Consider the following 23,259-nt stretch of genomic DNA (forward strand, 5'->3'; position numbering starts at 1 on the left):
CAGCCTCCCTAGGGATTGAGGGTGAAGGGGCGGAAGGTGCGGGGGCCGAAGAGGCACTCCAGCACCTCGTCGAGTTCGCCGAGCAGCCGCCAGGCGTCGTCGGGGCGCGCGGCGAGCTTCGGGCGTCGGCAGCCGGCCGCGAAGGCGCGCAGGTCGCGCGGGGCCCCGTCGGCCATCAGCCAGGTCATGCAGTGGGCGGCCATGGCCAGGTCGGTGCCCGGGCCGGCGGGCCGCCGCGCGGTCACCTCGGCCGGGTACCACTCCTCGTGGCCGGGGGCCAGCGCCGGGACGGTCGCGCCGGGCTCGGCGGAGAAGCACCAGTCGACCAGGACCAGGCCGTGCGCGTCCGGCTCGATCAGCACGTGCCGGGGGAGCACCGCGCCGTGCACCACCCCGGCCCGGTGGGCCAGGCCGAGGGCGACCAGCAGCCGCCGCCACATCCAGGCCGCGTCGCGGGGGTCCACCCCGTCCGGGTACGCCCGGCGCACCTCGTCGAGGCTGTGCAGCCCCGGTGCCGCGGCCACCACGTTGACCAGCCGTTCCGCGCCGGTCACCGGGTCCCGGACGGGCAGGTGCTCGACGAGCCGGGGTACGTAGGGCAGGTGCCTCGGGTCGCCCCGCTCGGCGATCCGCCGCAGGGCGCGCGCCTCGCGGGCCATCAGGTCGTTGTCGGCCGGGTCGCGGGGCAGCTTGAGCAGCCGGTCCCGCCCGACGTCGTAGAGGTCGGCCAGATCCCCGGCGTACGCGATCCGGCGCAGCGCGTAGTCACCGAGTCGGGCGCCGCGGTCGCCCCGCCAGCGGGCGGTCACCGTCATCAGCGCTTCGGTGGCGGCGGCGCGTACCCCCGGGTCGAGCGCGCCGAGCCGGTCGGGGTGCAGGGCCGTGACCAGCTCGCGGTAGCGGCGGGCCGGCGCGTCGGTGCCGAACAGGTCGGCGTCGCCGCGCGCGGCGGTGACCAGCCGGATGGCCTCCTCGGTCCTCACCGCACCGTCTCCTCCCGGGCGGGGCGCAGGAGCGCCGGGTGGAGGAGCCGGGCGTCGCCGGCCCGGTAGAGCTTGGCCCGGGGCCCGCCGCGCGCGCCGCCGCGTTCGGTGCTGGCGCCGGTGCTCTCCACGAAGCCGGGCACGGACAGCACCTTGCGGTGGAAGTTCCCGGCGTGCAGCGGGTGCCCCCAGACCGTCTCGTAGACGGCCCGCAGCTCGGTGATGGTGAACTCGGGTTCGAGGAAGCGGGTGGCCAGTGGCGTGTACTCCAGCTTGGACCGGGCCCGCTCCAGCCCGTCGTCGATGATCCGGCCGTGGTCGAAGGCGAGCTGCCGGCTCGTCAGGGCGGTCACCGGCAGCCAGACGGCGTCGTCGGCGTCGGTGTCGGCGACCGGGTCGGGCAGGTCGGGGGCGAAGGCCAGGTGGGCGACCGAGACCACCCGCATCCGGGGGTCCCGGTCGGGCCCACCGTAGGTGGCGAGCTGCTCCAGGTGGACGCGGCGCAGGCGCTCGCCGCCGAGCCCGGTCTCCTCGGCCAGCTCGCGCCGGGCGCCGGTGGCCAGGTCCTCGTCGGGGCGGACGAAGCCGCCGGGCAGCGCCCAGTGACCCGCGTAGGGCGGGGCGGCGCGGCGGATCAGCAGCACGTGCAGCGCGCCCTCGCGGATGGTCAGCGCCACCACGTCGACGGTGACGGCGACCGCCGGGTAGTCCCGGGGCTCGTACGCGGCCAGGAAGTCCTGCTCGTTCACGGCGTCCCGTCTCTCTCATCTTGAGAACAACTCAATCTGAGAACAACTTAGCGCACGAAAGAGGGGACCTCAAGCCCCTCTCTCCTCAGCGGACGGTGCCCACCAGATGCGGCCGGCCCCGCCGCGCGTCGTGCAGCGCGAAGTCCCAGGTTCCGCCCGTGGCCGTGGCGCTGAAGGCCACCGTGGACGGCAGTGCCACCGGCAGCTTGAACGCCACCTCCACCGTGTAGGACTCCGGCAGCCGGCTCTCCAGCGCGGCCAGGCAGCGCGCCTTGCTCCACATGCCGTGCGCGATGGGGCGCGGGAAGCCGAACAACCGCGCGCCCAGCCGGGACGTGTGGATCGGGTTGTGGTCGCCGGAGACCCGCGCGTAGTCGGTGCCCACCCGGGGGGTCACCCGCCAGTGCGCCGAGGCGGCCGGCGGGGTCGGGGGGTCACCCCGGTCGGGCCGCGGGCCGCCGCCGGGGGTTCGCTGCTTCCCGAGGTACGTCGAGACGCCCCGCCAGACCTCCTCCCCGTCGACCGAGCCGACCAGCACCACGTCGAGCTGCCGGCCCCGATCGTGCGGGCGCAGGTTCTCGGCGTACGTGCGGAAGTCCACCGTCTCGCCGACCTCGACCGGCCGGTGCACGGTGATCCGGTTCGCCACGTGCACCACCCCGGTCAGCGGGATGGGGAACTCCGGCGCGGTCATCAGCCGCAGCGACAACGGGAAGCCCAGCACGTGCAGGTACGTCGCCGGCAGCCGGTCGGCCAGCCGGAACCCGCAGACCCGGTCGTAGTCCGCCAGGTGGGCCGGGTCGACCGGCACACCGGAGACAGCCAGCTGCACGGCGGGCACGTCCGGCCGGCGCCGGCCACCCATGCCGGGCAGCGCCCCGAGCAGGGCCCGCCGGTAGAGCGCCCCCGGTGCCGGCAGCCGCGGCAGGTCGAGGCGCAGGCGGCCGTCCGGCCCGGTGCGCTCCGGAGCGACAAGGGTGGCCGCGCCGCCCGACGTGACCGCCGCGGCCGCGCCGGACAGGTCGCGGGTGCGGTCGTCGGCCAGCGCGGACAGGTCCTGGGTGCGGTCGTCGGCCAGTGCGGACAGGTCCTGGGTGCGGTCCTGGGCGAGTGCGGACAGGTCCTGGGTCGCCTCGACCGGCGGCTCCGGGGCGTCCCGGGCGGCGAGCGCCGCGCGGGCCGAGGTGAGGTCCTGGGTAGGCCCCTCGATCAGCTCGTGCACCGACAGCTCCTCGGCCGGCTCCTCCGGCCGCTGCTTCCGCCGCGCCATCACGCCCCCAGCAGGCTCTGGCCGCAGACCCGGACCACGTTGCCGCTGACCGCGCCGCTCGCCGGCCAGGACAGCCAGCCGATCGTCTCGGCCACGTCCACCGGCAGGCCGCCCTGGGCCATGCTGTTCATCCGCCGGCCCGCCTCACGGATCATCAGCGGGATCCGGGCGGTCAGCCGGGTCTCGATGAAGCCGGGTGCGACCGCGTTGAGGCTGATGCCCCGCTCGCGCAGCACCGGGGAGAGGGAGTCGACCAGGCCGATCACCCCGGCCTTGCTTGTCGCGTAGTTGGTCTGGCCCCGGTTGCCCGCGATGCCGGCGATCGAGGAGACCGAGACGATCCGGCCGCCGGCCGGGATCAGGGCCCGCTCCAGCAGCACGTCGTTGATCCGCTCCTGGCTGGAGAGGTTCACGTCGATCACCGAGTCCCAGCGGTCGGCGTCCATCCGGCCGAGCGTCTTGTCCCGGGTGATGCCGGCGTTGTGCACCACCACGTCGACCCGGCCGTGCCGGCTCGCCAGGTGCTCGGCCAGCCGGGTCGGTGCGTCCGGGGCGGTCAGGTCGAGCTGCACGGCGCTGCCGCCGATCTCGTTGGCCACCGCGGCCAGCTCGTCACCCGCGGCCGGGATGTCCAGCGCCACCACCGAGGCGCCGTCCCGCGCGAGCACCCGGGCCAGCGCCGCGCCGATGCCCCGGGCCGCCCCGGTGACCAGGACCACCTGGCCGTCCAGCGGCCGGTCCCAGTCGGCCGGCGCGGCGGCGGTCCCGGCGCCGACCCGGATCACCTGCCCGGAGACGTACGCGGACCGGCCGCTGAGCAGGAAGCGCAGGGTGGACTCCAGGCTGACCGGGGTGCCGGCGTCGCCGTCCTTCGTGACGTACACGAGCTGGGCCGTCACGCCCCGGCCGAACTCCTTGCCGATGCTGCGGGTCAGCCCCTCCAGCGCGCGCTGGGCGGTCGCCTCCCGGGGCGAGCCGCACTCGGCCGGCGGGGTGCCCAGCACGATCACCCGGCCGCTGGGCAGCAGCGCCCGGGCCTGCGGGTGGAAGAAGTCGTAGAGCTGGCGCAGGCCGGTGGAGTCGGTGATGCCGCTGGCGTCGTACACCAGGGCCGCGAAGCGGGCGGTGGCGTCGGTGGCGGCGGCCGGGTCGACCAGCTCGACCCCGGCGGCGGTCAGCACCTTGCCCACCGGTTCGGCGAGCCGGCCACCGGTCGACGAGCCGAGCAGGACCGGCCCGGGGACGAGCGGGTCGCCCGGCGTGTGCCGGCGCAGGCGAGGCGGGTCGGGCAGCCCGAGGCGCTTGACCAGCGCGCGGCCGGCCCCCGATTGGACGAAGCTCGCGTACCTGTCGGTCATAGGCGTAGCCTACTGGCGAGTAGGGTTCGGGCAACAGCTTCGAGGAGGCCGATCGTGCAGAGTGTCCGGCGGGTCGCGGTGATCGGCGGCAACCGCATCCCCTTCGCCCGCTCCAACTCGCGCTACGCGCACGCGTCCAACGCGGACATGCTCGGCGCGGCGCTGGACGGGCTGGTCGCCCGGTTCGGGCTGGCCGGGCAGCGGGTCGGCGAGGTGGTGGCGGGCGCCGTGCTCAAGCACTCCCGGGACTTCAACCTCACCCGCGAGGTGGTGCTCGGCTCCCGGCTCGACCCGCACACCCCGGCGTACGACATCCAGCAGGCCTGCGGCACCGGGCTGGAGGCCGCCATCCTGGTCGCCAACAAGATCGCCCTCGGGCAGATCGACGTCGGCATCGCCGGCGGCGTCGACACCACCTCCGACGCTCCCCTCGCGGTCAACGAGGACCTCCGCCGGACCCTGATCCAGCTCAACTCCGCCCGGACCCTCGGCGAGCGGCTCAAGCTCGCGGCCAAGCTCCGCCCGCTCCAGCCGTTCAAGCCGGAGATCCCGCGCAACGCCGAGCCGCGCACCGGGCTGTCGATGGGCGACCACGCCGCGAAGACGGCGCTGCGCTGGAACATCGACCGGCAGGCCCAGGACGAGTTGGCGCTCCGCTCGCACCAGCGGCTCGCCGCCGCGTACGAGAAGGGGTTCTTCGACGACCTGATGACCCCCTACCTGGGGCTCACCCGCGACCAGAACCTCCGCGCGGACACCAGCCTGGAGAAGCTCGGCTCGCTCAAGCCGGTCTTCGGCGCCACGGGGCCGGACGCCGAGGCGGCCACCATGACCGCAGGCAACTCCTCGCCGCTCACCGACGGGGCGTCCACTGTGCTGCTGGCGTCCGAGGAGTGGGCGCGGGAGCACCACCTGCCGGTGCTGGCCTGGTTCTCCTGGTCCGAGACGGCGGCCGTGGACTTCGTGCACGGCGACGAGGGCCTGCTGATGGCCCCCGCGTACGCGGTGCCCCGGATGCTGGCCCGGGCCGGGCTGACGCTTCAGGACTTCGACTACTACGAGATCCACGAGGCGTTCGCCTCGCAGGTGCTGGCCACCCTGGCCGCCTGGGAGTCGCCCGAGTTCTGCAAGGAGCGGCTCGGCCTGGACGCGCCGCTCGGCGCGATCGACCGGGACCGGCTCAACGTCAACGGCTCCTCGCTGGCCGCCGGGCACCCGTTCGCGGCCACCGGCGGCCGGATCGTGGCGACCCTGGCCAAGCTCCTCGACCAGAAGGGCAGCGGGCGTGGCCTGATCTCCATCTGCGCGGCCGGCGGGCAGGGCGTGACCGCGATCCTGGAGCGCTGACTGCGACGCCCGCCCGGGTGGGAACCCGGGCGGGCGTCGATTGTCGTGCGGTGTTCAGCCGCCCAGGGTGAACTTCTCCCACGGGCCGATCGCGGTGCGGTTGGCGATCAGCGGCTTGGCACCAGCGCTGTCGGCGGTGACGTAACGGCTGTTGACCGCCGCCTTGAGGCTCACCGTGCCGTCGGCGTTGCGGACCAGGGTGAACGTCTCCCACGCGCCGGCGCTGGTCCGGTTGGCGATCAGCGGCTTGGTGCCGGTGCCGTCGGCGCTGACGATCAGCCGGTTGGCCCAGGCCAGGAGCCCCACCTTGCCGCCGCCGAGGTCGAGCACGTCGAACCGCTGCGCGGTGCCGGCGCTGGTGGCGCTGGCGATGAGCGGCTTGACGCTGCCGCTGTCGGCGGTGACGAAGCGGCCGTTGGCCCCCGCCTTCAGGGTGCGTCCCGCGTTTGCGACGTCAACCCGGTAGAACTTCTGCTCGGTGCCGATGGTCTTGCCGTTGGCGATCAGCGGCGTGGTCGCGTTCGCCGTCGCGGTCACGTACCTGCCGGCGGCGACGGACCGCAGGCTGACCGTTCCGTCCGCGTTGCGGACCAGGGTGAACCGCTCGGTGTCGCCGACCACCACCGTCTGGTAGGTCAGCGCCGTCAGCCCGGCCGTGTCCGCGGTGAGGTAGCGGCGGGCCGAACGCAGGAACAGGGCCACCTTGCCGTCGCCGGCATCGACCAGGTCGAGCTGGGCGGCCGGGCCGAGGTCCGACCGCCCCGCGCCGAGCGACGGCCACGGCACGGTGGCCATCGGGGCGACGTACCGGAGGGCGGACGTGGCGAGGAGGCCGACGGTGCCGGTGCGGGGCAGAACGCTCACCGGGTACGTGGTGTCGTCCTTGCGGCCGTCCGTGCCGGTGGCCCGGACGGAGACGCTGTACGTGTTCCGGGTGGCGTACCGGTGGGTGGCCACCGGCGTGTCCTGGGTGACGACGGTGCCGTCGCCGAAGTCGAACCGGTAGGTGGCGATCGGCGCGACCCCCGGCACGGTGGCCGAGGCGTCGACGGTGACCGAGCCCGTGTCGAGATCCGGCGTGAGAGCGAACCGGGTGTCCGGGCCGCGGACCGTCTCGACCGCTCCCCGGTCGGCGTAGGGCTGGGGTCCGGCCCCGGTGTTCGGCACCGCCGGATCGTCCACCCGGGCGGTGCCGTTGCGGTCGGTCGCCGGGAAGCCCGGGGCGGCCGAGTTGGCCGAGTCGTAGCCGCCCGTCGGGCCGGGGGTGTCCAGGTCGTGGGCGGCCTGGCCGGAGGCGGCGCGGAACGCCGCCAGGCCCATCGGGGTGCCGTTCCAGGCGTAGATCGCCGACGAACCGGGCCAGTAGAGGTCGGCGAGGTTGTAGTCGACCACCGTGTCGGCGGTGGCGTCGCCCTCGACCGCGATCTGCGTGCCGGGTCCCGGGGGCGACGGGCAGCTGTGGTTGGGGCTCCTGACGAGCCGGTTGTTCTGCACCGAGACGCCGGTGGAGCCGGCTTCGACGCGGACGCCGCCGAGGCAGCGGTCCTGGATCGTGTTGTTGGTGATCGCCGTGCCGGTGGCGCCGGCGTTGTGGACGCCGTACCCGAGGCCTTCGCTGATCAGGTTGTTCGCCACCGTTGTTCCGCGCGCGCTCGGCGCGACACTGACGGCGGCTCCGGTGAAGCGATCGACGGAGCCGCCGACGATCGTGTTGTCGGCGCCCTCGACCCGGATTCCGACGCTCTGCTGGACGGGGTCGTTCGGATTGCCGATGACGCCGATCGACGACAGGCGTACGCCGGACGTGGCGTCGTCCAGCAACACGCCCGTGGTCAGCGACGTGCCGGAGACGAAGAAGTTGCTCAGGACCGAGTCGGTGACACCGGTGAGGCGCACGGCGGTCCCGGTGACACCCATCGTCAGGGAGTAGCCGCCGCCCTCGACCGTGACGCGGGCGGCGTTGCGGATGTCGAGTGCGGGGCCGTCGGCCGCGCCGGGGACCTGGATCCGTTCGATCCTGATGTCGTGCTGGCCGTCGATGGTGAACCCGCCCGCCGGGCCGATCAGCTGCGAGCTGGAGGGACTGCCCCGGAAGACGATGGGTGCTTCCGGCGTGCCGGACCGGGTGACGGTGACGTGTTCCCGGTAGACGCCTCCGCCGATCTCGACGGTCTGCCCGGGCGAGGCCACCGACGCGGCGGCGCCGATCGAGCAGAACGGCTGGTCGTAGGTGCCGGATCCGGTGTCGGAGCAGGTGGTGACCGTCGGCCGGACGTAGAGGGTGGTGCCGTCCGCGGCCTGTGCGGGGCCGGCGGGGGTCAGGAGTGAGCCAGTGGTCAGCGCGGCTGCGGCGAGCCCGGCGAGAAGGGGTTTGCGCATGTCGATCCTCGGTTCGAGGAGGAAGGGGGGACCCGGGACGGGTCAGGCGATGATCTTCGTCGGTCGGACCGGCGTCCGCTGCCCCGGCTGGCATAAGGGGCGGCGGTCTTCGAGGCCGACGACATCACCCGATCCGGAGGGTGGACGGACAAAGCGCACGTACCGCCCCGGCAGCCTTGCCTCCCAGCCGTCTCGCGCCCTGAGCAACCCGACGGCGGGAGGCTTACGTCCCATGGGCATGAGGCGAGCAACAGGTTCCGCGGCGTGAACCGGCGTGACGAGGACGAGTTCCGCGAGTTCGTGTCCGCCCGGCTGGACCCGCTGCGGCGGACGGCGTACCTGCTCTGCCGGGACTGGCACCTGGCCGACGATCTGGTGTCGATCACCGTCGGCCGGGTCTACCGACACTGGCGGCGGGTCCGGGCGGCGGGCAACGCCGACGCGTACGTCCGTGGGGTGCTGACCCATGCCTGGCTGGACGAGCGGCGGCGGCCATGGCGGCGGGAACGGAGCAGCGACGAGCTGCCCGATCAGCCGGACCCGGGTGCCGGGGAGTCGCCGTTGGCGGACCGGGAGCTGCTGTGGGACCTGCTCGGGCGGCTCGCGCCACGGCGCCGTGCGGTGGTGGTGCTGCGGTTCTACTGCGACCTGTCCGTCGAACAGACCGCGGAGATCCTCGGCGTCAGCACCGGAACGGTGAAGAGCCAGGCTGCCCGGGCGCTGGAGCACCTGCGCCTGCTCGCCGGAAACGAGATGGCCACGGAGTACGGGAGGCGGACATGACATACCGGCAGATCCTCGACGAGGCGGTCGGCACGCCACCGCCCCCGTCCGTCGACCTCGACCGGATCATCGGGCGGGAGACGCGACGGGCCGGGCGCCGCCGGGCGGGGGCGTACGGGCTGGCCGCCGTGGCCGTACTCGCGGTCGCGACCGGCGCATCCGCGCTGGTCACCGAGGGCGTGCCGAGCACCGGCCGGGTGATCGCGTCCCCCGGGGCGAGCGCTGACGGGCAGACGGCCGAGGCGCGGCTCCGGAGTGGGATGCTGGCCGCGCTCGACCGGGCCGCGCCCGACCTGCGCTGGCTGCCCGGCGCCGAGCGGGAGACCGACATGGCCAGGTGGTCGGGGCCGGCCGTGCCCGAGCCGAGCTGGCCGGTCAACCAGTTCTCGCACCTGTCCGCGTCCGGCTGGATCGGCGTCGGGGTGGCGGTCCGGGGTGACGTCCGGGCCCGCCTGTCCATCGAGATCAGCAGGCCGAAGGCCGGCCAGCCGGCGGAGCGCGCGGACTGCCGGGGGCCCGAGCGGGCCTGCGAGACGTCGACGGGGCCGAACGGCGAGCGGATCAGGGTCATGGAGCTGGAAGGCCGCTACAGCCCGCCTGGCCAGCCGACCATCCGCCCGGGGCAGCGGACAGTCGAGGTCTTCCGGCCGGACGGGACGCAGGTGTCCGTCGAGGCCTTCAGCCGCTCGGCGGAGTTTCTGCTCACCGCGGCCGAGATGACCGCCATCGCGCTGGACCCGGCCCTCACCCTGCCCTGATCCGCCGGCCGGCTCAGGGCGAGCGGAGCGCTGGCCGGGGCGTACGGGAGAATGGGCCCGTGACGATCCCGAACGTGCTCGCCAACCGCTACGCCTCGCCCGAGCTGGTCGCCCTGTGGTCGCCCGAGGAGAAGGTACGCATGGAGCGGCGGCTCTGGCTCGCCGTGCTCAAGGCCCAGCGGGACCTCGGCGTGCCGGTGCCGGACGGGGTGGTCGAGGCGTACGAGCGGGTGGTCGACGACGTGGACCTGGCCTCGATCGCGGAGCGGGAACGGGTCACCCGGCACGACGTGAAGGCCCGGATCGAGGAGTTCAGCGCTCTCGCCGGCCACGAACACGTGCACAAGGGGATGACCTCCCGGGACCTCACCGAGAACGTCGAGCAGCTCCAGGTCCGGGCCTCGCTGGAGCTGGTCCGGGACCGGGTGGTCGCCACCCTGGTCCGGCTGGGCTGGCACGCCTACGAGTACTCGGGCCTCGTGATGACCGGCCGGTCGCACAACGTCGCCGCGCAGGCAACCACGCTGGGCAAGCGCTTCGCGTCGGCCGCCGAGGAGCTGCTGATCGCGTACGAGCGGCTGACGGACCTGATCGAGCGCTACCCGCTGCGCGGCATCAAGGGGCCGGTGGGCACCGCCGCCGACCAGCTCGACCTCTTCGACGGTGACGCCGGCAAGGTGGCCGAGCTGGAGCGCCGGGTCGCCGAGCACCTGGGCTTCGCGCGGGTGCTGGACAGCGTCGGCCAGGTCTACCCGCGTTCGCTGGACTTCGACGTGCTCTCCGCGCTGGCCCAGGTCGCCGCCGCGCCGTCGTCGCTGGCCACCACGATCCGGCTCATGGTGGGCCAGGAGCTGGTCACCGAGGGCTTCAAGCCGGGCCAGGTGGGCTCCAGCGCCATGCCGCACAAGATGAACACCCGCTCGTCGGAGCGGGTGAACGGCTTCGCGGTGATCATCCGGGGTTACCTGTCGATGGTCGGCGAGCTGGCCGGAGACCAGTGGAACGAGGGGGACGTCTCCTGCTCGGTGGTCCGCCGGGTGGCCCTGCCGGACGCCTTCTTCGCCGCGGACGGGCTGTTCCAGACGTTCCTCACGGTGCTCGACGAGTTCGGGCCGTACCCGGCGGTGATCAACCGGGAGCTGGAGCGGTTCCTGCCGTTCCTGGCGACCACGAAGATCCTGGTCGCGGCGGTCCGCCGGGGGGTCGGCCGGGAGGTCGCGCACGAGGTGATCAAGGAACACGCGGTCGCCGTGGCGCTGGCCATGCGGGAGAAGGGCGCCGCCGAGAACGACCTGTTCGACCGGCTCGCGGCCGACAGGCGGCTGGGCCTGAGCCGGGCCGAGATCGACGCCCTGGTCGCCGACCGCAACGCCTTCGTCGGCGCCGCCGGCGCCCAGGTCGACCGGGTGACCGCCCGGATCGCCACGATCGTGGAAGCGCACCCCGAAGCCGCCGCCTACTCCCCGCCCCCCATTCTCTGAGCGGGTCAGGACCCGGGGGTGGGGGTCTCGCCGGCGGTCCGGAGGTTGGGGGCGCTGGCGGGTTCCGCGATGCCACCGGGCGCGGAGGCGATCTCCGGCTCGTGGGCGGTCTCGGCCGCGATCATCGGTTGGTCCGGCGGCATGACGTCGGGCGTCTTGGGTACGACGATCACCGCCGTCCCGTACGCGCAGATCTCCATCCACATCTCGCCGCAGTCCCGGCTGTCGAAGCGCATGCCGATCACCGCGTTCGCGCCGAGCCGCATGGCCTCCTCGCCGAGCCGGGCCACCGAGTCGGTACGCCAGCGGGTGAGGTTGTCGGGCGCCATCGGGTCGTAGGCACCACCGCGCAGGTTCTTGACCCCCTCGCGGTACGGGTTGCGGGTCCGCGCCATCGAGGAGACCACCTCGCCGAGGATCTGGCGGATCTCGTAGCCGGGCAGTTGATCCGTCGTCACGACCAGCACGGTTCCGATGCTGTCAGCCGCCGGGCGGCCCGTTCGTGAGCCGTGTTCACCTGATCGGATGCTGCAAAACGGCGCGGCGCGGACGGCCGGGGTGCCACCGACCCATCCGCGCCGCACCGGCGCTAACCGTCAGACACCGGCCGTCGAGGTGATCCAGGCCCGGTTGTACGCGACACTGCCGTAGTTCTGGATGCTGGAGCCGTCGGCGGTGGAGGCCACGCCGACCTGCCGGCCGTTGTAGAACTGGGGGCCGCCCGAGTCGCCCCGCCAGGCGTTGCCGTTGATCCGGGTGCTGCGGATCGCCTGGCCGCCGTAGGCGTCGGTGGCGTTGGTGCTGGTCACCTGCACGCTGGCGGTCTTGAGCTGGGGAGACGCGCCGCAGCCGCTGTAGCAGGTCATGCCCCAGCCGTAGATCGAGTTGGTCGAGCCGACCGGCGGGTTGCTGCTGGCCAGCGTCACGGTGGAGGTGCTGACCGCGCTGGACAGGCGGAGCAGGGCCAGGTCGTTGCGGGTGTAGGAGGCGCTCACCGTGCGGGTGACCCCGCCGGAGGCGTAGTAGACGCTGCCGACCCGCACCGACATCGTGCCGCTGACGCAGTGCCGGGCGGTGAGCACCCACTGGGACGCGATCACGCTGCCGGAGCAGGTGAACGAGCCGTTGCTGAACACGGCGGCGGCCCACGGGGCGGACGAGACGGTGCTGCCACCGATGATCGGCTGCGGGCCGGCCGGCGCGGCGGCGGCGCCGGAGGCGGTGGCGAGCACCCCGGCGAGGGTGGTGGTCAGCACGGCGAGCAGGGGACGGAGACGCATTTCGGGGGACTCCTTCTGCGGAGGGGCTGCCCGGGGTCGCCGGGCAGGTGGCGACCACCGGGCGGGGTGAACCCGGCGGTCGGAGCCGATTAACTCATCGACGTCTGACGATGCATGCTAAGGGCGGGCCGATGTCCGTCACAAGAGTTAAATCGAAAACCGGCGATGTTACGGCGGGTCGGGGCCGATCCGCCCTGCCGCCTGTCGGAAACCGGTCGGACCGGCGGGCATCCACGGGGAAAATGCCTGGTGAGAGCCGTGGCGCCCGATGTCGTCCACGACGGCCGGCAACGAATTCATATCGACGCCGCAACGAACGCGTATCGGCCCTCCGTCCGGGCGGCCGGTTACGCCGATCACTGCCTGAGCGGGCACCGGCCGGTGCGGGCGGGACGGTATCTGCCAGGTAGGCTGGCTGCGCTCGCCCGTAGTGGGCCGGCACCCAACTGCGTACACAGTCAGGAGTGCCCCGTGCCTCGCGTCGTCGTCGACGTCATGCTCAAGCCCGAGATCCTCGATCCTCAGGGCCAGGCCGTCGCAAACGCGCTGCCCCGGCTCGGCGTCAGCGACGTCGCCTCGGTCCGGATCGGCAGGCGGATCGAGATCGAGTTCAGCGGTGAACCGGACCTGGACCGGGCCCGGGAGATCGCCGACAAGCTGCTCGCCAACCCCGTCATCGAGGACTTCACCGTCCGCCTGGCCGAGGCCGACGAGACCGCGGACGCCCGCTCGTGAGCGCGCGGGTCGGTGTGGTGACGTTCCCCGGCTCGCTCGACGACGGCGACGCGGCCCGGGCCGTCCGGATCGCCGGCGCCGAACCGGTCCGGCTCTGGCACGGCGACCCGGACCTGCACGGCGTCGACGCCGTGGTCCTGCCCGGTGGCTTCTCCTACGGTGACTACCTGCGCTGCGGCGCGATCGCCCGGTTCGCCCCGGTGATGGGCTCGATCGTCGACGCCGCCCGCGGCGGCCTGCCGGTGCTCGGCATCTGCAACGGCTTCCAGATCCTCTGCGAGGCCCACCTGCTGCCCGGCGCGCTCACCCGCAACCAGCACCTGCACTTCCGCAACCGGGACCAGGTCCTCCGGATCGAGGCCACCGGCACCGCCTGGACCAACGCGTTCCAGCCCGGCCAGGAGGTGCTCATCCCGGTCAAGAACGGCGAGGGCTGCTACGTCGCCGACCCGGCGACGCTGGACCGGCTGGAGGCCGAGGGCCGGGTGGTCGCCCGCTACGTCGGCGGCAACCCCAACGGATCGCAGCGGGACATCGCCGCGATCACCAACGAGGCCGGCAACGTGGTCGGCATCATGCCGCATCCCGAGCACGCGGTGGAGGCGCTCACCGGCCCCTCCCTGGACGGCCTGGGCTTCTTCACCTCGGTGCTCAAGCACCTGGTCGGGGCCCCGGCGTGAGCGTGCGGAGTGAGCCGGGTCTGCGAGCCCCGCAGTCGCGAACGAAGGTTGGCTCGGAGACCGTGCGCGGCGGGAACATCGGTCGGCTCACCCGCCGCCACGGCGGCGAGCGCAGCGAGGAGAGGTCATGACCACCCATCCGGACCCGGCCCTGCGCGAGACGCCGGGCGTGGTGCCGCAGGCCGGCCCGGCCGACGACTGGGCCCTGGGCGTGGACACCGTGCCCCGCGCCACCGGCACCCCCGAGGAGCTCCAGCCGTACGCCGAGCTGGGTCTGCGCGATGACGAGTACGACCGCATCCGGCACATCCTCGGCCGCCGGCCCACCCAGTCCGAGCTGGCCATGTACTCGATCATGTGGAGCGAGCACTGCTCCTACAAGTCGAGCAAGGTGCACCTGCGCCAGTTCGGTGAGAAGGCCCCGCCGAGCGACCGGCTGCTGGCCGGCATCGGCGAGAACGCCGGCGTGGTCCAGGTCTCCGACGAGCTGGCGGTGACCTTCAAGGTCGAGTCGCACAACCACCCGAGCTTCGTCGAGCCGTACCAGGGCGCGGCGACCGGCGTCGGCGGCATCGTCCGGGACATCCTCGCCATGGGCGCGCGCCCGGTCGCCGTCATGGACCCGCTGCGCTTCGGCGCGGCGGACCACCCGGACACCGCCCGGGTGCTTCCCGGCGTGGTGGCCGGCGTCGGCGGCTACGGCAACTGCCTGGGCCTGCCCAACATCGGCGGTGAACTCGTCTTCGACCCCAGCTACCAGGGCAACCCGCTGCTCAACGCGCTCTGCCTCGGCGTGCTGCCGGTGTCCCGGCTGCAGAACAAGGCCGCAGCCGGGCCGGGCAACGTGGTGGTGCTGATGGGCGCCAAGACCGGCCGCGACGGCATCGGCGGCGTGTCGGTGCTGGCCAGCGCCACCTTCGACGAGGGCAGCGAGCAGCGCCGCCCGTCCGTGCAGGTGGGCGACCCGTTCACCGAGAAGCTGCTCATCGAGGCCTGCCTCGAGCTGTACGACGCCGAGCTGGTCGTCGGCATCCAGGACCTCGGCGGGGCCGGCCTGACCTGCGCGCTCACCGAGACGGCCGCCGCGGCCGGCACCGGCATGCGGGTCTGGCTGGAGCGGGTGCCGCTGCGCGAGCCGTCGATGGAGCCGCACGAGATCCTCGCCAGCGAGTCCCAGGAGCGGATGCTGCTGGTGGTTACGCCGGACAAGCTGGAGGCGGTGCTCAAGACCGCCGAGAAGTGGGGCGTGCTCGCCACCGCCATCGGTGAGGTCACCGCGCCGTCGCCGGACGGCCAGCCGGGCCGCCTGCTCATCACCTGGCGTGACCAGATGGTGGTGGACGTGCCGCCGGGCTCGCTGGTCGACGACGGCCCCGTCTACGCCCGCCCCATGCGCGAGCCGGCCGACCTGATCCTGCTCCAGGCCGACCGGGCCGAGACGCTGCCCCGGCCGAGCGACCCGGACGCGCTGCGGGAGACCGTGCTGCGCATGATCGCGTCGCCGAACCTGGCCGACAAGACCTGGGTCACCGAGCAGTACGACAGGTACGTGCTGGGCAACACCGTCCTCGCCCAGCCGGAGGACTCCGGCGTGATCCGGATCGACGAGCGGACCGGCCTGGGCGTCGCGCTCTCCGTCGACGGCAACGGCCGGTACGCCCGCCTCGACCCGTACCACGGGACGAAGCTCGCGCTGGCCGAGGCGTACCGGAACGTGGCGGTGACCGGCGCGAAGCCGATCGCCGTGACCAACTGCCTCAACTTCGGCTCCCCGGAGGACCCGGGCGTCATGTGGCAGTTCGCCGAGGCCGTGCGCGGCCTGGCGGACGGCTGCCTGGAGCTGGGCATCCCGGTGACCGGCGGCAACGTCAGCTTCTACAACCAGACCGGCGCGGCGGCCATCCACCCGACCCCGGTGGTCGGCGTGCTGGGCGTGCTGGACAACGTCGCGGACCGGGTGCCGATGGGCTTCGTGCCGCGGCCGGCCGGCGACCACGACCAGCTCTTCCTGCTGGGCGAGACGCACGTGGAGCTCTCCGGCTCGGAGTGGGCCTGGGTGACCCACGAGCACCTGGGCGGCATCCCGCCGCAGGTCGACCTGGCCCGTGAGCGGCAGCTCGCCGAGCTGCTCGCCGAGGCGGCCCGGGTCGGGCACCTCAGCTCGGCGCACGACCTCTCCGACGGTGGCCTCGCCCAGAGCCTGGTCGAGTCCAGCCTGCGGCGCGGCGTCGGCGCCCGGGTCGTGCTGCCGGAGCACTTCGCCGGCGGCTCGATGCCGTTCGTCTTCCTGTTCAGCGAGTCCGCCGGCCGCGTGCTGGTGTCGGTGCCGCGCGGGCACGAGAAGGCGTTCACGGCCCTCTGCGCCGAGCGCGGGGTGCCGTGGGAGTTCATCGGGATCACCGACCCGGCCGGCGGCGCCCTGGAGGTGCAGGGCCAGTTCCGAATCGGCCTCGACGAGCTGCGCGAGGCGCACACCGCCACCCTGCCGCGCCTCTTCGGCGGCGCGGAGGCGGCCCGGGTGGAGGTGGAGGCCACCCGCACCGGGACCACCACCGTGCTGCCGGCCACCGCCGAGCAGCCGGTCGGCGTCGACCCGGCCGAGGTCGCCGCCGAGCCGATCGCGCAGGCCGGCACCGCTGCGGCGGAGGCCGGGACCGGGGTCGGAGCGACAGTGCCGGCGGACGTCGCGGACGCTTCCGCAGCGGACGAGGCTCCGGCGGACGAGGCTCCGGCGGATGCGGGCGACACCACGACCGACGCCTCCGCCGACTCTCCGGAGGCGACGTCCGGCCCGGACGGCTCCGCTACGGCTGCCGGTGACCCGGACCAGGGCACCGCGCCGGATCAGCGCTGAGGCCCTGGCCTTGGCCGTCTTCGCCCAGCCCGGCGCCGGCGCCCGGTTCGACTGGGGGCTGAGCGGCGCCGCGGAACTCGGCCGGGTCTGCGCCGCCCTGGTGGTGGTGGACGTGCTCTCGTTCACCACCGCCGTGGAGGTGGCGGTGAGCCGCGGCATGCGGGTGCACCCGTTCCCGTGGGGCGAGCAGGCCGCCGACTACGCCCGGCGGGTCGGCGCCGTCGCGGCGGTGGGCCGCCGGAAGACGACCCCGGAACACCCGTGGTCGCTCTCCCCGGCGGCGCTGCGGACCGCGCCGGTCGTCGCCGACCTGGTGCTGCCGTCGCCCAACGGTTCGGCGATCAGCGCCGCCGCGAGCGCCACCGGCGTGCCGGTGGTCGTCGCCTGCCTGCGCAACGCGCCCGCCGTCGGGCGCTGGCTCCGGGCACAGGGGTACGGCTCGGTCGACGCCCCCGTGGGGGTAGTGGCCGCCGGTGAACGCTGGCCGGACGGGTCGCTGCGCCCCGGGGTGGAGGACCAGCTCGGGGCGGCCAGCGTGCTGGACGCCCTCTCCGGGGTCCCCGGCGGGCTCTCGGTGGAGGCCGCCATGGCCCTGGCCGCCCTGGCCAGCACCCCCGACGTGCCGGCCGCGGTGCGGGGCTGCGTCTCCGGTCGGGAACTCGTCGAGGGTGGCTTCGCCGAGGACGTGGCCGTCGCCGTCGAGGTCGGCGTCTCCGACGTGGTGCCGGTGCTCCGCCGGGGCTACTTCGCCGCCGCCTGAGTCGTCCCCGGTCGATCCCCCGGCGGCCGAGCCCGGGAGTTGTCCTGCGCGACTACCGGGCTGATGACGTCGACGACTCAACGCCGGCCGGGTGGCCCAGTGGCTCCGTGGCGCGCTGATGACCGAGCGGCCTGCTGATCGTGGGGCAGCGGGTGTCGTCGCCCGTGCGAAGTGGCCGCCCGGCTCGGCCGGGCGGCCACTGTCGTCGTGTGCCGTGGGGCGCTCGCGCCCCGGGCGTCAGTCGTCCAGCCAGTCCAGGCGGCGACCGCCGCGGTCCTTCGGGGCGTCCGGTCGGGCCCGACCGGCCTCGGCCGGGTCGGCGTAGTAGCCGCCGCCCTGGTCGTAGCCCTGGTTGTCGTAGCCACCGCCGCGCTGCTGCGGCGGCTGCTCCTGGCCGTAGGCGCCCTGCTGGCCGTAGCCACCCTGCGGCGGCTGGCCGTAACCGTCGCCGCCGCCGTAGCCGCCGCGCTGGTCGTAGCCGTCGTAGCCGCCCGGCTGGCCGGCGTCGTACGCGCCACCCGGCTGGCCGGCGTCGTATCCGGGCTGCTGCCGGCCGTCGTAGCCGCCCTGGCGGTTGTCGTAGCCACCGGTCTGGCCACTGTCGTAGGCACCGTTCGGGCCGCCGTCGTAGGCTCCCGCCGCGCCGTTGTCGTAGCCGCCCGCGGGACCGCTGTCGTAGCCGCCGGCCGGGGCGCCGTAGCCGCCACCGGCGCCATAGCCACCCTGCTCCGCGCCGCGGCCGTACTGGCCCGGGGCGGGCTGATCGTAGCCGCGGCCCTGTTCCGGCTGGTAGGTGCTGGTCGGGTACGGGTCGGCCGGCGGCGCGTACTGGGTGCTGTCACCGGTGTAGCGGCCGGTGGGCTCGTCGTAGCGCTCGTTGCCGTAGCCGCCGGCCTGCGCGGGCGGGTAGCCGGCGGCGCCGGCGCCGTACTCGGGGGCGCCGTAGCCGCCACCGGAGGACGGGGCCGTGCCGTAGCCGCCACCCGAGGACGGGGTGTTGCCGTAGCCGCCGCCCGAGGAGGGGGCGTTGCCGTAGCCGTTGGCGGCACCGTAGCCACCCGGAGCGGCCGGCTCGTCGCCGTAGCCGCCGTAGCCGGGCTGCCCCGCCCCGACGCCGTACGAGGGGCCGGGAGGCGCGCCGTACGGGTCCGGCGGGACGTCGTCCACGACCGGGCGGTGCATCATGGTCGGCGCCTCGCTGAGCGAGGGGCCGCCGGCCATGGTCGGGGCCGGTCCGGCGCCCATGCCGTTCACCACCCGGGTCTGGTCGTCCGCGCCCCGGTAGGCGCCCCGGGCGCCCGGCACGGCGGCGGCTCCACCAGGGCCGCCGGGGCCGGTCGGCCCGTTCGGGCCGTCCCCGTCACCGTCGCCGTCCTCGTTCTTGCGCCGCATGTAGAGCAGCACGATGGTGCCCACGCCGACGGCGACGAAGAGGCCGCCGAGCAGGATCAGCAGCCAGGAGCCGAAGCCGCCCGAATCCTCGTTGGCGGCCGGCTGCTGGGCGGCGGGCGCGTCGCTGGCCGGCTCGTCGGTCGCCTCGTCGGTGGCTTCCTCGCTCGGCAGGGCCTCTTCGCTGGCGGAGGCGCTGGGGCTCGGCGAGGCCGACGCCTTGATCGGCACGCTGATCCGCACACCGGTCACCGACTGGCCGGCCGACGCGTTGATCGACTTGGTGCCGGGGTTGGCGTCACCCTTCGTGGCGCCCAGGTCGATCCGGCCGGGCGCGATCGGGTCCGAGGTCGAACCGGTGAAGCGGAAGTTGCCGCTGCCGTCCGTGTTGGTCTGGCGCTGCTTGCCCTTGCTGTCCCGGAGCATGACGAGGGCGTTCTCGACGGGATCGCCGTTGTCCGCGACGACGACCTTGCCGGAGATGGTCTTGACCGTCTGCGGCTGATCGGGGCTCGGCGGCGCGGCGGGCCGGACCGTGACGCGGAGCGTGCGCGGGTTGTCCCCGGTGACCGTGATCCTCGCCTGGGTCCCGTTGGCCGCGGGCGCGGTGGCCGAGGCCGACAGGGTCAGGGTCACCGGCTTCGGGGCCGGGACGCCGCCGAAGTCGATCGGCCCACATCCACCGCAGGTGACCCCGTCGGGCAGGCCGGTCACGTCGATGTCCGCGGACGTCTCGCCGGCGTCCGGCCGCACGACGACGTTGACGGTGCTGCTCCGGCCGGCATCGATCGTGACCGAGTTGTCGGCGGTGCTGATCTTGGCGGCCGAGGCCGATGTGGCGGGGACGGCGAGCAGGGTGCCGAAGACCAGCGCCACGACCACACCGGCCCGCTGCTTCCAGGCACGTCGGTGTGTTGACACGTCCACCGCCTTCCGGGTCTGATCTCCCCCGCCGGCCGGTCCGGCCGGGTGATCACTCACGGTACGAATACGCCGTCGGCAACTATGCCTTGTCTGGCCGGGCTATCTCTACCCAGGGCCAGCGTCGAGCGCGTTGCGGTCGGGTCGTATCGTCCCGTCGTGTCCTCTCCGCACACTTATTCCGCCGCGGTAGCGGCGACGTTGACGGCGCTGGATGAGGGGCGTACGCCCGATCGGCCGGTGTACCGGGAGGCGGTCCGTACCCTTTTGGCCGCCCTTGCGGAGCGCGCCCCCGGCCGATCGGTGGAGGTGCGGGTCCCACCCTACGGCGCGGTGCAGTGCGTGGCGGGGCCGCGACACACCCGTGGAACGCCCCCGAATGTGGTGGAAATGGACCCGGCTACCTGGCTGGCGCTGGCCACCGGCCGCCTCGGGTGGGCCGAGGCCGTCACCGAGGGTCGCGTTCGGGTGTCGGGCATCCGGGCGGATCTCTCCGAGCACCTCCCGCTCTAGCTGCGTCGACAGGGTGGCTCACGATCACGCTCAGCGGGCAGCTCGTGACTGTCGGTATCGACCGCTGTTCGCGTACACTGTGAGGCGACGACGGTCCCCGGCCCACGGTGCGGAGCTTGCCCCCGACCTCCGCCAGGCCAGTCCCAGACCCCAGCAAGAGGGAGCGGCAGGTGCCCCGAGGCGATGGCCGGCTGAGCCACGACCTTGACCCCCAGCGACCCGGCCCCCAGGACGCGTGTGGCGTCTTCGGCGTCTGGGCGCCGGGGGAAGAGGTCGCGAACCTGACCTACTTCGGGCTCTACGCCCTCCAGCACCGCGGCCAGGAGGCCGCGGGCATCGCGGTGAGCGACGGGTCGGGCGTGGTGGTCTACAAGGACCTCGGCCTGGTCGCCCAGGTCTTCGACGAGCCCACCCTGGCCAGCCTGCGCGGTCACCTGGCGATCGGGCACGCGCGCTACTCGACCACCGGCGGGTCGACCTGGGAGAACGCCCAGCCGACCATCCGGGCCACCACCTCCGGCACCACGATCGCGCTGGCCCACAACGGCAACCTGGTCAACACGGCCGAGTTGAAGCGCGAAGTGGCCGAACGGGGCGTGGACTCCGACGGCTCGACCAACGACACGTCGCTGGTCACCATGCTGCTGGCCAGCCGCCCCGACCTCTCCGTGGAGGCGGCCGCCCTGGAGGTGCTGCCCCAGCTGCGCGGCGCGTTCAGCTTCGTCTTCATGGACGAGTCGACGCTCTACGCGGCGCGTGATCCGCACGGCGTCCGCCCGCTGGTGCTCGGCCGGCTGGAGCGGGGCTGGGTGGTGGCGAGCGAGACCGCGGCGCTGGACATCGTCGGCGCGAGCGTGGTCCGCGAGGTGGAGCCCGGCGAGCTGATCGCCATCGACGAGGACGGGCTGCGGTCCAGCCGCTTCGCCGCGCCGGAGCCCAAGGGCTGCCTCTTCGAGTACGTGTACATCGCCCGGCCGGACGCCACGATCGCCGGTCGGAACGTGCACTCCGCCCGGGTGCAGATCGGCCGCCAGCTCGCCAGGGAGCACCCGGTCGAGGCCGACCTGGTCATCCCGGTGCCGGAGTCCGGCACGCCGGCGGCGATCGGCTACGCCGAGGAGTCCGGCATCACCTACGGCCAGGGCCTGATGAAGAACCCGTACGTCGGGCGCACCTTCATCCAGCCGTCGCAGACCCTGCGCCAGCTCGGCATCCGGCTCAAGCTCAACCCGCTGCGGGAGAACGTGCGCGGCAAGCGCCTGGTGGTGGTGGACGACTCGATCGTCCGGGGCAACACCCAGCGGGCGATCGTGCGGATGCTGCGCGAGGCGGGGGCGCTGGAGGTCCACGTCCGGATCTCGTCCCCACCGGTGAGGTGGCCCTGCTTCTACGGGATCGACTTCGCCACCCGGGCCGAGCTGCTGGCCAACGGGCTGGACAACGAGGGCATCCGGCGGTCGATCGGGGCCGACACGCTGGGATACGTATCGCTTCCCGGTCTCATCGCCGCGACCGAGCAGCCGAAGACCCGGCTCTGCCGGGCGTGCTTCGACGGGGAATACCCGATCGAGCTGCCCGCCGGGAACCTGATCGGCAAGCACGTGCTCGAAGGGGTGGGCCGCCGGGTCGCCGCCGAGGCGTCCGAGCCCACCGTCCCACTCAACGACAACCTCAGCTCGGCGCGTCTGACGCCGCGTCCCGACCTGAAGCCGTCGGCCGCCACTCCGGGCGGCGCAGCCACCCACCGCCCGTAGCACCACGACGCGGGGGCCCTCCGGTCGGCCCGCGGGAACCACAAAGGGGAGAACCGTGACCCACGTGTCCGAGCGCAGCGGCGCAGGATCCAGCCCGACGGGCGCCGGCGGCGACCGCCAGCCCTGGTCGGCGGGGACCGGCCGTACGCAGCGCAAACGCTCGGTCTCGTACGCCGACGCCGGAGTGTCGATCGAGGCGGGCGACCGCGCGGTCGAGCTGCTGAAGTCCAAGGTGCGGCAGACCCGGCGCCCGGAGGTCATGGGCGACCTGGGCGGCTTCGCCGGCCTGTTCCGCCTGGACACGAAGAAGTACAAGAACCCCATCCTGGCCTCCTCCACCGACGGCGTGGGCACCAAGCTGGTGATCGCCCAGCAGCTCGACATCCACGACACGGTCGGCATCGACCTGGTCGCCATGGTGGTCGACGACCTGGTGGCCTGCGGCGCCGAGCCGCTGTTCCTGCTCGACTACATCGCCACCGGCGAGGTCGTCCCGGACAAGGTCGCCGAGATCGGCGCGGGCATCGCCGACGGCTGCCGCTACGCGGGCTGCGCCCTGCTCGGCGGCGAGACCGCCGAGCACCCGGGCGTGCTGCGTCCCGACGAGTACGACATCTCCGCCACCGGCGTCGGTGTGGTGGAGGAGAGCGACATCCTCAGCCCGGACCGCGTCGAGGTGGGCGACGTGGTCATCGCGATGCGCTCCTCCGGCCTGCACTCCAACGGCTACTCGCTGGTCCGGCACGTGCTGCTGGGGGCCGGCCGGATGCGGCTGGACGTGGTGATCGACGACTTCGGCCGGCAGCGGACCCTCGGCGAGGAGCTGCTCACCCCGACCAAGATCTACGCGCAGGACTGCCTCAAGCTGATCGCCGAGGCCGAGGTGCGGTCGCTGGCCCACGTCACCGGCGGCGGCATCCCGGGCAACCTGGTCCGGATCCTGCCCGAGCACGTCGACGCGGTGGTCAACCGCTCCACCTGGAAGCCGCAGCCGATCTTCGACCTGATCCAGTCCAAGGGCCGGATCGAGGACCCGGAGATGGAGGCGACGTTCAACATGGGCGTCGGCATGTTCGCCATCGTCTCCGCCGAGGACGCCGACCGCGCGCTGGCCACCCTGACCGGCCGCGGCGTCGACGCCTGGCAGGCCGGCGAGATCATCGAGGGTTCCGGCAACGTGCAGATGATCGGCCAGCACACCCGCGGGTGATCACTCTCCGGTGATCATCCGGGCACCTGATCGGGGGTTCACCCGAGTAGCCACC

At 73.7% G+C, this 23,259-nt stretch carries 19 protein-coding genes; 11 read left to right on the forward strand and 8 right to left on the reverse strand.

Going from position 1 to position 23,259, the window contains the following annotated elements:
* Positions 1 to 8 precede the first annotated feature (8 nt).
* The 4 genes from ACZ6PY_RS00925 to ACZ6PY_RS00940 all read right to left on the reverse strand — a co-directional run bounded on the left by ACZ6PY_RS00925 (position 9) and on the right by ACZ6PY_RS00940 (position 4,360).
* A complete protein-coding gene (locus tag ACZ6PY_RS00925; protein WP_466068083.1) occupies positions 9 to 983 on the reverse strand; it encodes a BUD32 family EKC/KEOPS complex subunit in 975 nt (324 codons plus the stop codon).
* Positions 980 to 1,732 carry an NUDIX hydrolase gene (locus ACZ6PY_RS00930; protein WP_466068085.1) on the reverse strand — a complete coding sequence of 251 codons (753 nt, stop codon included), beginning with the start codon at positions 1,730 to 1,732 and terminating at the stop codon, positions 980 to 982. The genes ACZ6PY_RS00925 and ACZ6PY_RS00930 overlap by 4 nt, the downstream gene beginning before the upstream one ends.
* 85 nt (positions 1,733 to 1,817) lie before the next feature.
* Entirely contained in the window at positions 1,818 to 2,672 is an 855-nt protein-coding gene (locus ACZ6PY_RS00935; RefSeq protein ID WP_466069351.1) for a MaoC/PaaZ C-terminal domain-containing protein, read from the reverse strand.
* 329 nt (positions 2,673 to 3,001) lie between these two features.
* Positions 3,002 to 4,360, reverse strand: a complete 1,359-nt coding sequence (locus ACZ6PY_RS00940) for a 3-oxoacyl-ACP reductase (protein WP_466068087.1) — start codon at positions 4,358 to 4,360, stop codon at positions 3,002 to 3,004.
* Between the two features lie 54 nt (positions 4,361 to 4,414).
* Between ACZ6PY_RS00940 and ACZ6PY_RS00945 the strand changes: the two genes are divergently transcribed.
* On the forward strand, positions 4,415 to 5,707 hold the full coding sequence (locus ACZ6PY_RS00945) for an acetyl-CoA C-acetyltransferase (RefSeq protein ID WP_466068089.1): 1,293 nt from the start codon (positions 4,415 to 4,417) through the stop codon (positions 5,705 to 5,707).
* 54 nt (positions 5,708 to 5,761) lie between these two features.
* Here the strand turns inward: ACZ6PY_RS00945 and ACZ6PY_RS00950 are convergent, their stop codons facing one another.
* Complete coding sequence (locus tag ACZ6PY_RS00950) at positions 5,762 to 8,086, reverse strand: PKD domain-containing protein (RefSeq protein WP_466068090.1); 2,325 nt, start codon at positions 8,084 to 8,086, stop codon at positions 5,762 to 5,764.
* A 264-nt stretch (positions 8,087 to 8,350) separates the two neighbouring features.
* Between ACZ6PY_RS00950 and ACZ6PY_RS00955 the strand changes: the two genes are divergently transcribed.
* Genes ACZ6PY_RS00955 through purB form a run of 3 tightly spaced genes read left to right on the forward strand, consistent with a single transcriptional unit; the run spans position 8,351 to position 11,108 of the window.
* Positions 8,351 to 8,869 carry a SigE family RNA polymerase sigma factor gene (locus ACZ6PY_RS00955; RefSeq protein ID WP_466068092.1) on the forward strand — a complete coding sequence of 173 codons (519 nt, stop codon included), beginning with the start codon at positions 8,351 to 8,353 and terminating at the stop codon, positions 8,867 to 8,869.
* Positions 8,866 to 9,627: a hypothetical protein gene (locus ACZ6PY_RS00960; protein WP_466068093.1), complete on the forward strand. Its 762-nt coding sequence runs from the start codon at positions 8,866 to 8,868 to the stop codon at positions 9,625 to 9,627. Before ACZ6PY_RS00955 ends, ACZ6PY_RS00960 begins: the two co-directional genes overlap by 4 nt.
* Positions 9,628 to 9,686: 59 nt before the next feature.
* On the forward strand, positions 9,687 to 11,108 hold the full coding sequence (purB, locus tag ACZ6PY_RS00965; protein ID WP_466068094.1) for an adenylosuccinate lyase: 1,422 nt from the start codon (positions 9,687 to 9,689) through the stop codon (positions 11,106 to 11,108).
* Positions 11,109 to 11,113: 5 nt separating this feature from the next.
* Here purB and ACZ6PY_RS00970 read toward each other — a convergent pair whose 3' ends face one another.
* Together ACZ6PY_RS00970 and ACZ6PY_RS00975 are read right to left on the reverse strand one after the other, a co-directional pair.
* Entirely contained in the window at positions 11,114 to 11,635 is a 522-nt protein-coding gene (locus ACZ6PY_RS00970; protein ID WP_466069353.1) for a YbjQ family protein, read from the reverse strand.
* A 69-nt stretch (positions 11,636 to 11,704) separates the two neighbouring features.
* Complete coding sequence (locus ACZ6PY_RS00975; protein ID WP_466068096.1) at positions 11,705 to 12,388, reverse strand: S1 family peptidase; 684 nt, start codon at positions 12,386 to 12,388, stop codon at positions 11,705 to 11,707.
* A 471-nt stretch (positions 12,389 to 12,859) separates the two neighbouring features.
* Here ACZ6PY_RS00975 and purS point away from each other — a divergent pair, with 471 nt between their 5' ends.
* The 4 genes from purS to ACZ6PY_RS00995 all read left to right on the forward strand — a co-directional run bounded on the left by purS (position 12,860) and on the right by ACZ6PY_RS00995 (position 17,417).
* Positions 12,860 to 13,123, forward strand: coding sequence for a phosphoribosylformylglycinamidine synthase subunit PurS (gene purS, locus ACZ6PY_RS00980; protein WP_466068097.1), 264 nt, complete (start codon positions 12,860 to 12,862; stop codon positions 13,121 to 13,123).
* Positions 13,120 to 13,803: a phosphoribosylformylglycinamidine synthase subunit PurQ gene (purQ, locus tag ACZ6PY_RS00985; protein WP_466068098.1), complete on the forward strand. Its 684-nt coding sequence runs from the start codon at positions 13,120 to 13,122 to the stop codon at positions 13,801 to 13,803. Before purS ends, purQ begins: the two co-directional genes overlap by 4 nt.
* Positions 13,804 to 13,930: 127 nt before the next feature.
* Entirely contained in the window at positions 13,931 to 16,657 is a 2,727-nt protein-coding gene (purL, locus tag ACZ6PY_RS00990; protein ID WP_466068099.1) for a phosphoribosylformylglycinamidine synthase subunit PurL, read from the forward strand.
* Between the two features lie 10 nt (positions 16,658 to 16,667).
* Positions 16,668 to 17,417 carry a 2-phosphosulfolactate phosphatase gene (locus ACZ6PY_RS00995; protein ID WP_466069355.1) on the forward strand — a complete coding sequence of 250 codons (750 nt, stop codon included), beginning with the start codon at positions 16,668 to 16,670 and terminating at the stop codon, positions 17,415 to 17,417.
* Positions 17,418 to 17,654: 237 nt separating this feature from the next.
* Here ACZ6PY_RS00995 and ACZ6PY_RS01000 read toward each other — a convergent pair whose 3' ends face one another.
* Positions 17,655 to 19,727 (reverse strand): carboxypeptidase regulatory-like domain-containing protein, encoded by a 2,073-nt coding sequence (locus ACZ6PY_RS01000; protein WP_466068101.1) that lies wholly within the window; start codon positions 19,725 to 19,727, stop codon positions 17,655 to 17,657.
* Between the two features lie 159 nt (positions 19,728 to 19,886).
* Here ACZ6PY_RS01000 and ACZ6PY_RS01005 point away from each other — a divergent pair, with 159 nt between their 5' ends.
* The 3 genes from ACZ6PY_RS01005 (at position 19,887) to purM (ending at position 23,204) form a co-directional block, all read left to right on the forward strand.
* Complete coding sequence (locus ACZ6PY_RS01005; protein ID WP_262283487.1) at positions 19,887 to 20,240, forward strand: sterol carrier family protein; 354 nt, start codon at positions 19,887 to 19,889, stop codon at positions 20,238 to 20,240.
* Between the two features lie 170 nt (positions 20,241 to 20,410).
* Positions 20,411 to 21,994 (forward strand): amidophosphoribosyltransferase, encoded by a 1,584-nt coding sequence (purF, locus tag ACZ6PY_RS01010; protein ID WP_466068103.1) that lies wholly within the window; start codon positions 20,411 to 20,413, stop codon positions 21,992 to 21,994.
* A gap of 55 nt (positions 21,995 to 22,049) precedes the next feature.
* A complete protein-coding gene (gene purM, locus ACZ6PY_RS01015; protein WP_262283485.1) occupies positions 22,050 to 23,204 on the forward strand; it encodes a phosphoribosylformylglycinamidine cyclo-ligase in 1,155 nt (384 codons plus the stop codon).
* The last annotated feature ends 55 nt before the right edge of the window (positions 23,205 to 23,259 follow it).

The sequence above is a fragment of the Micromonospora sp. NPDC048907 genome, assembly GCF_055586885.1.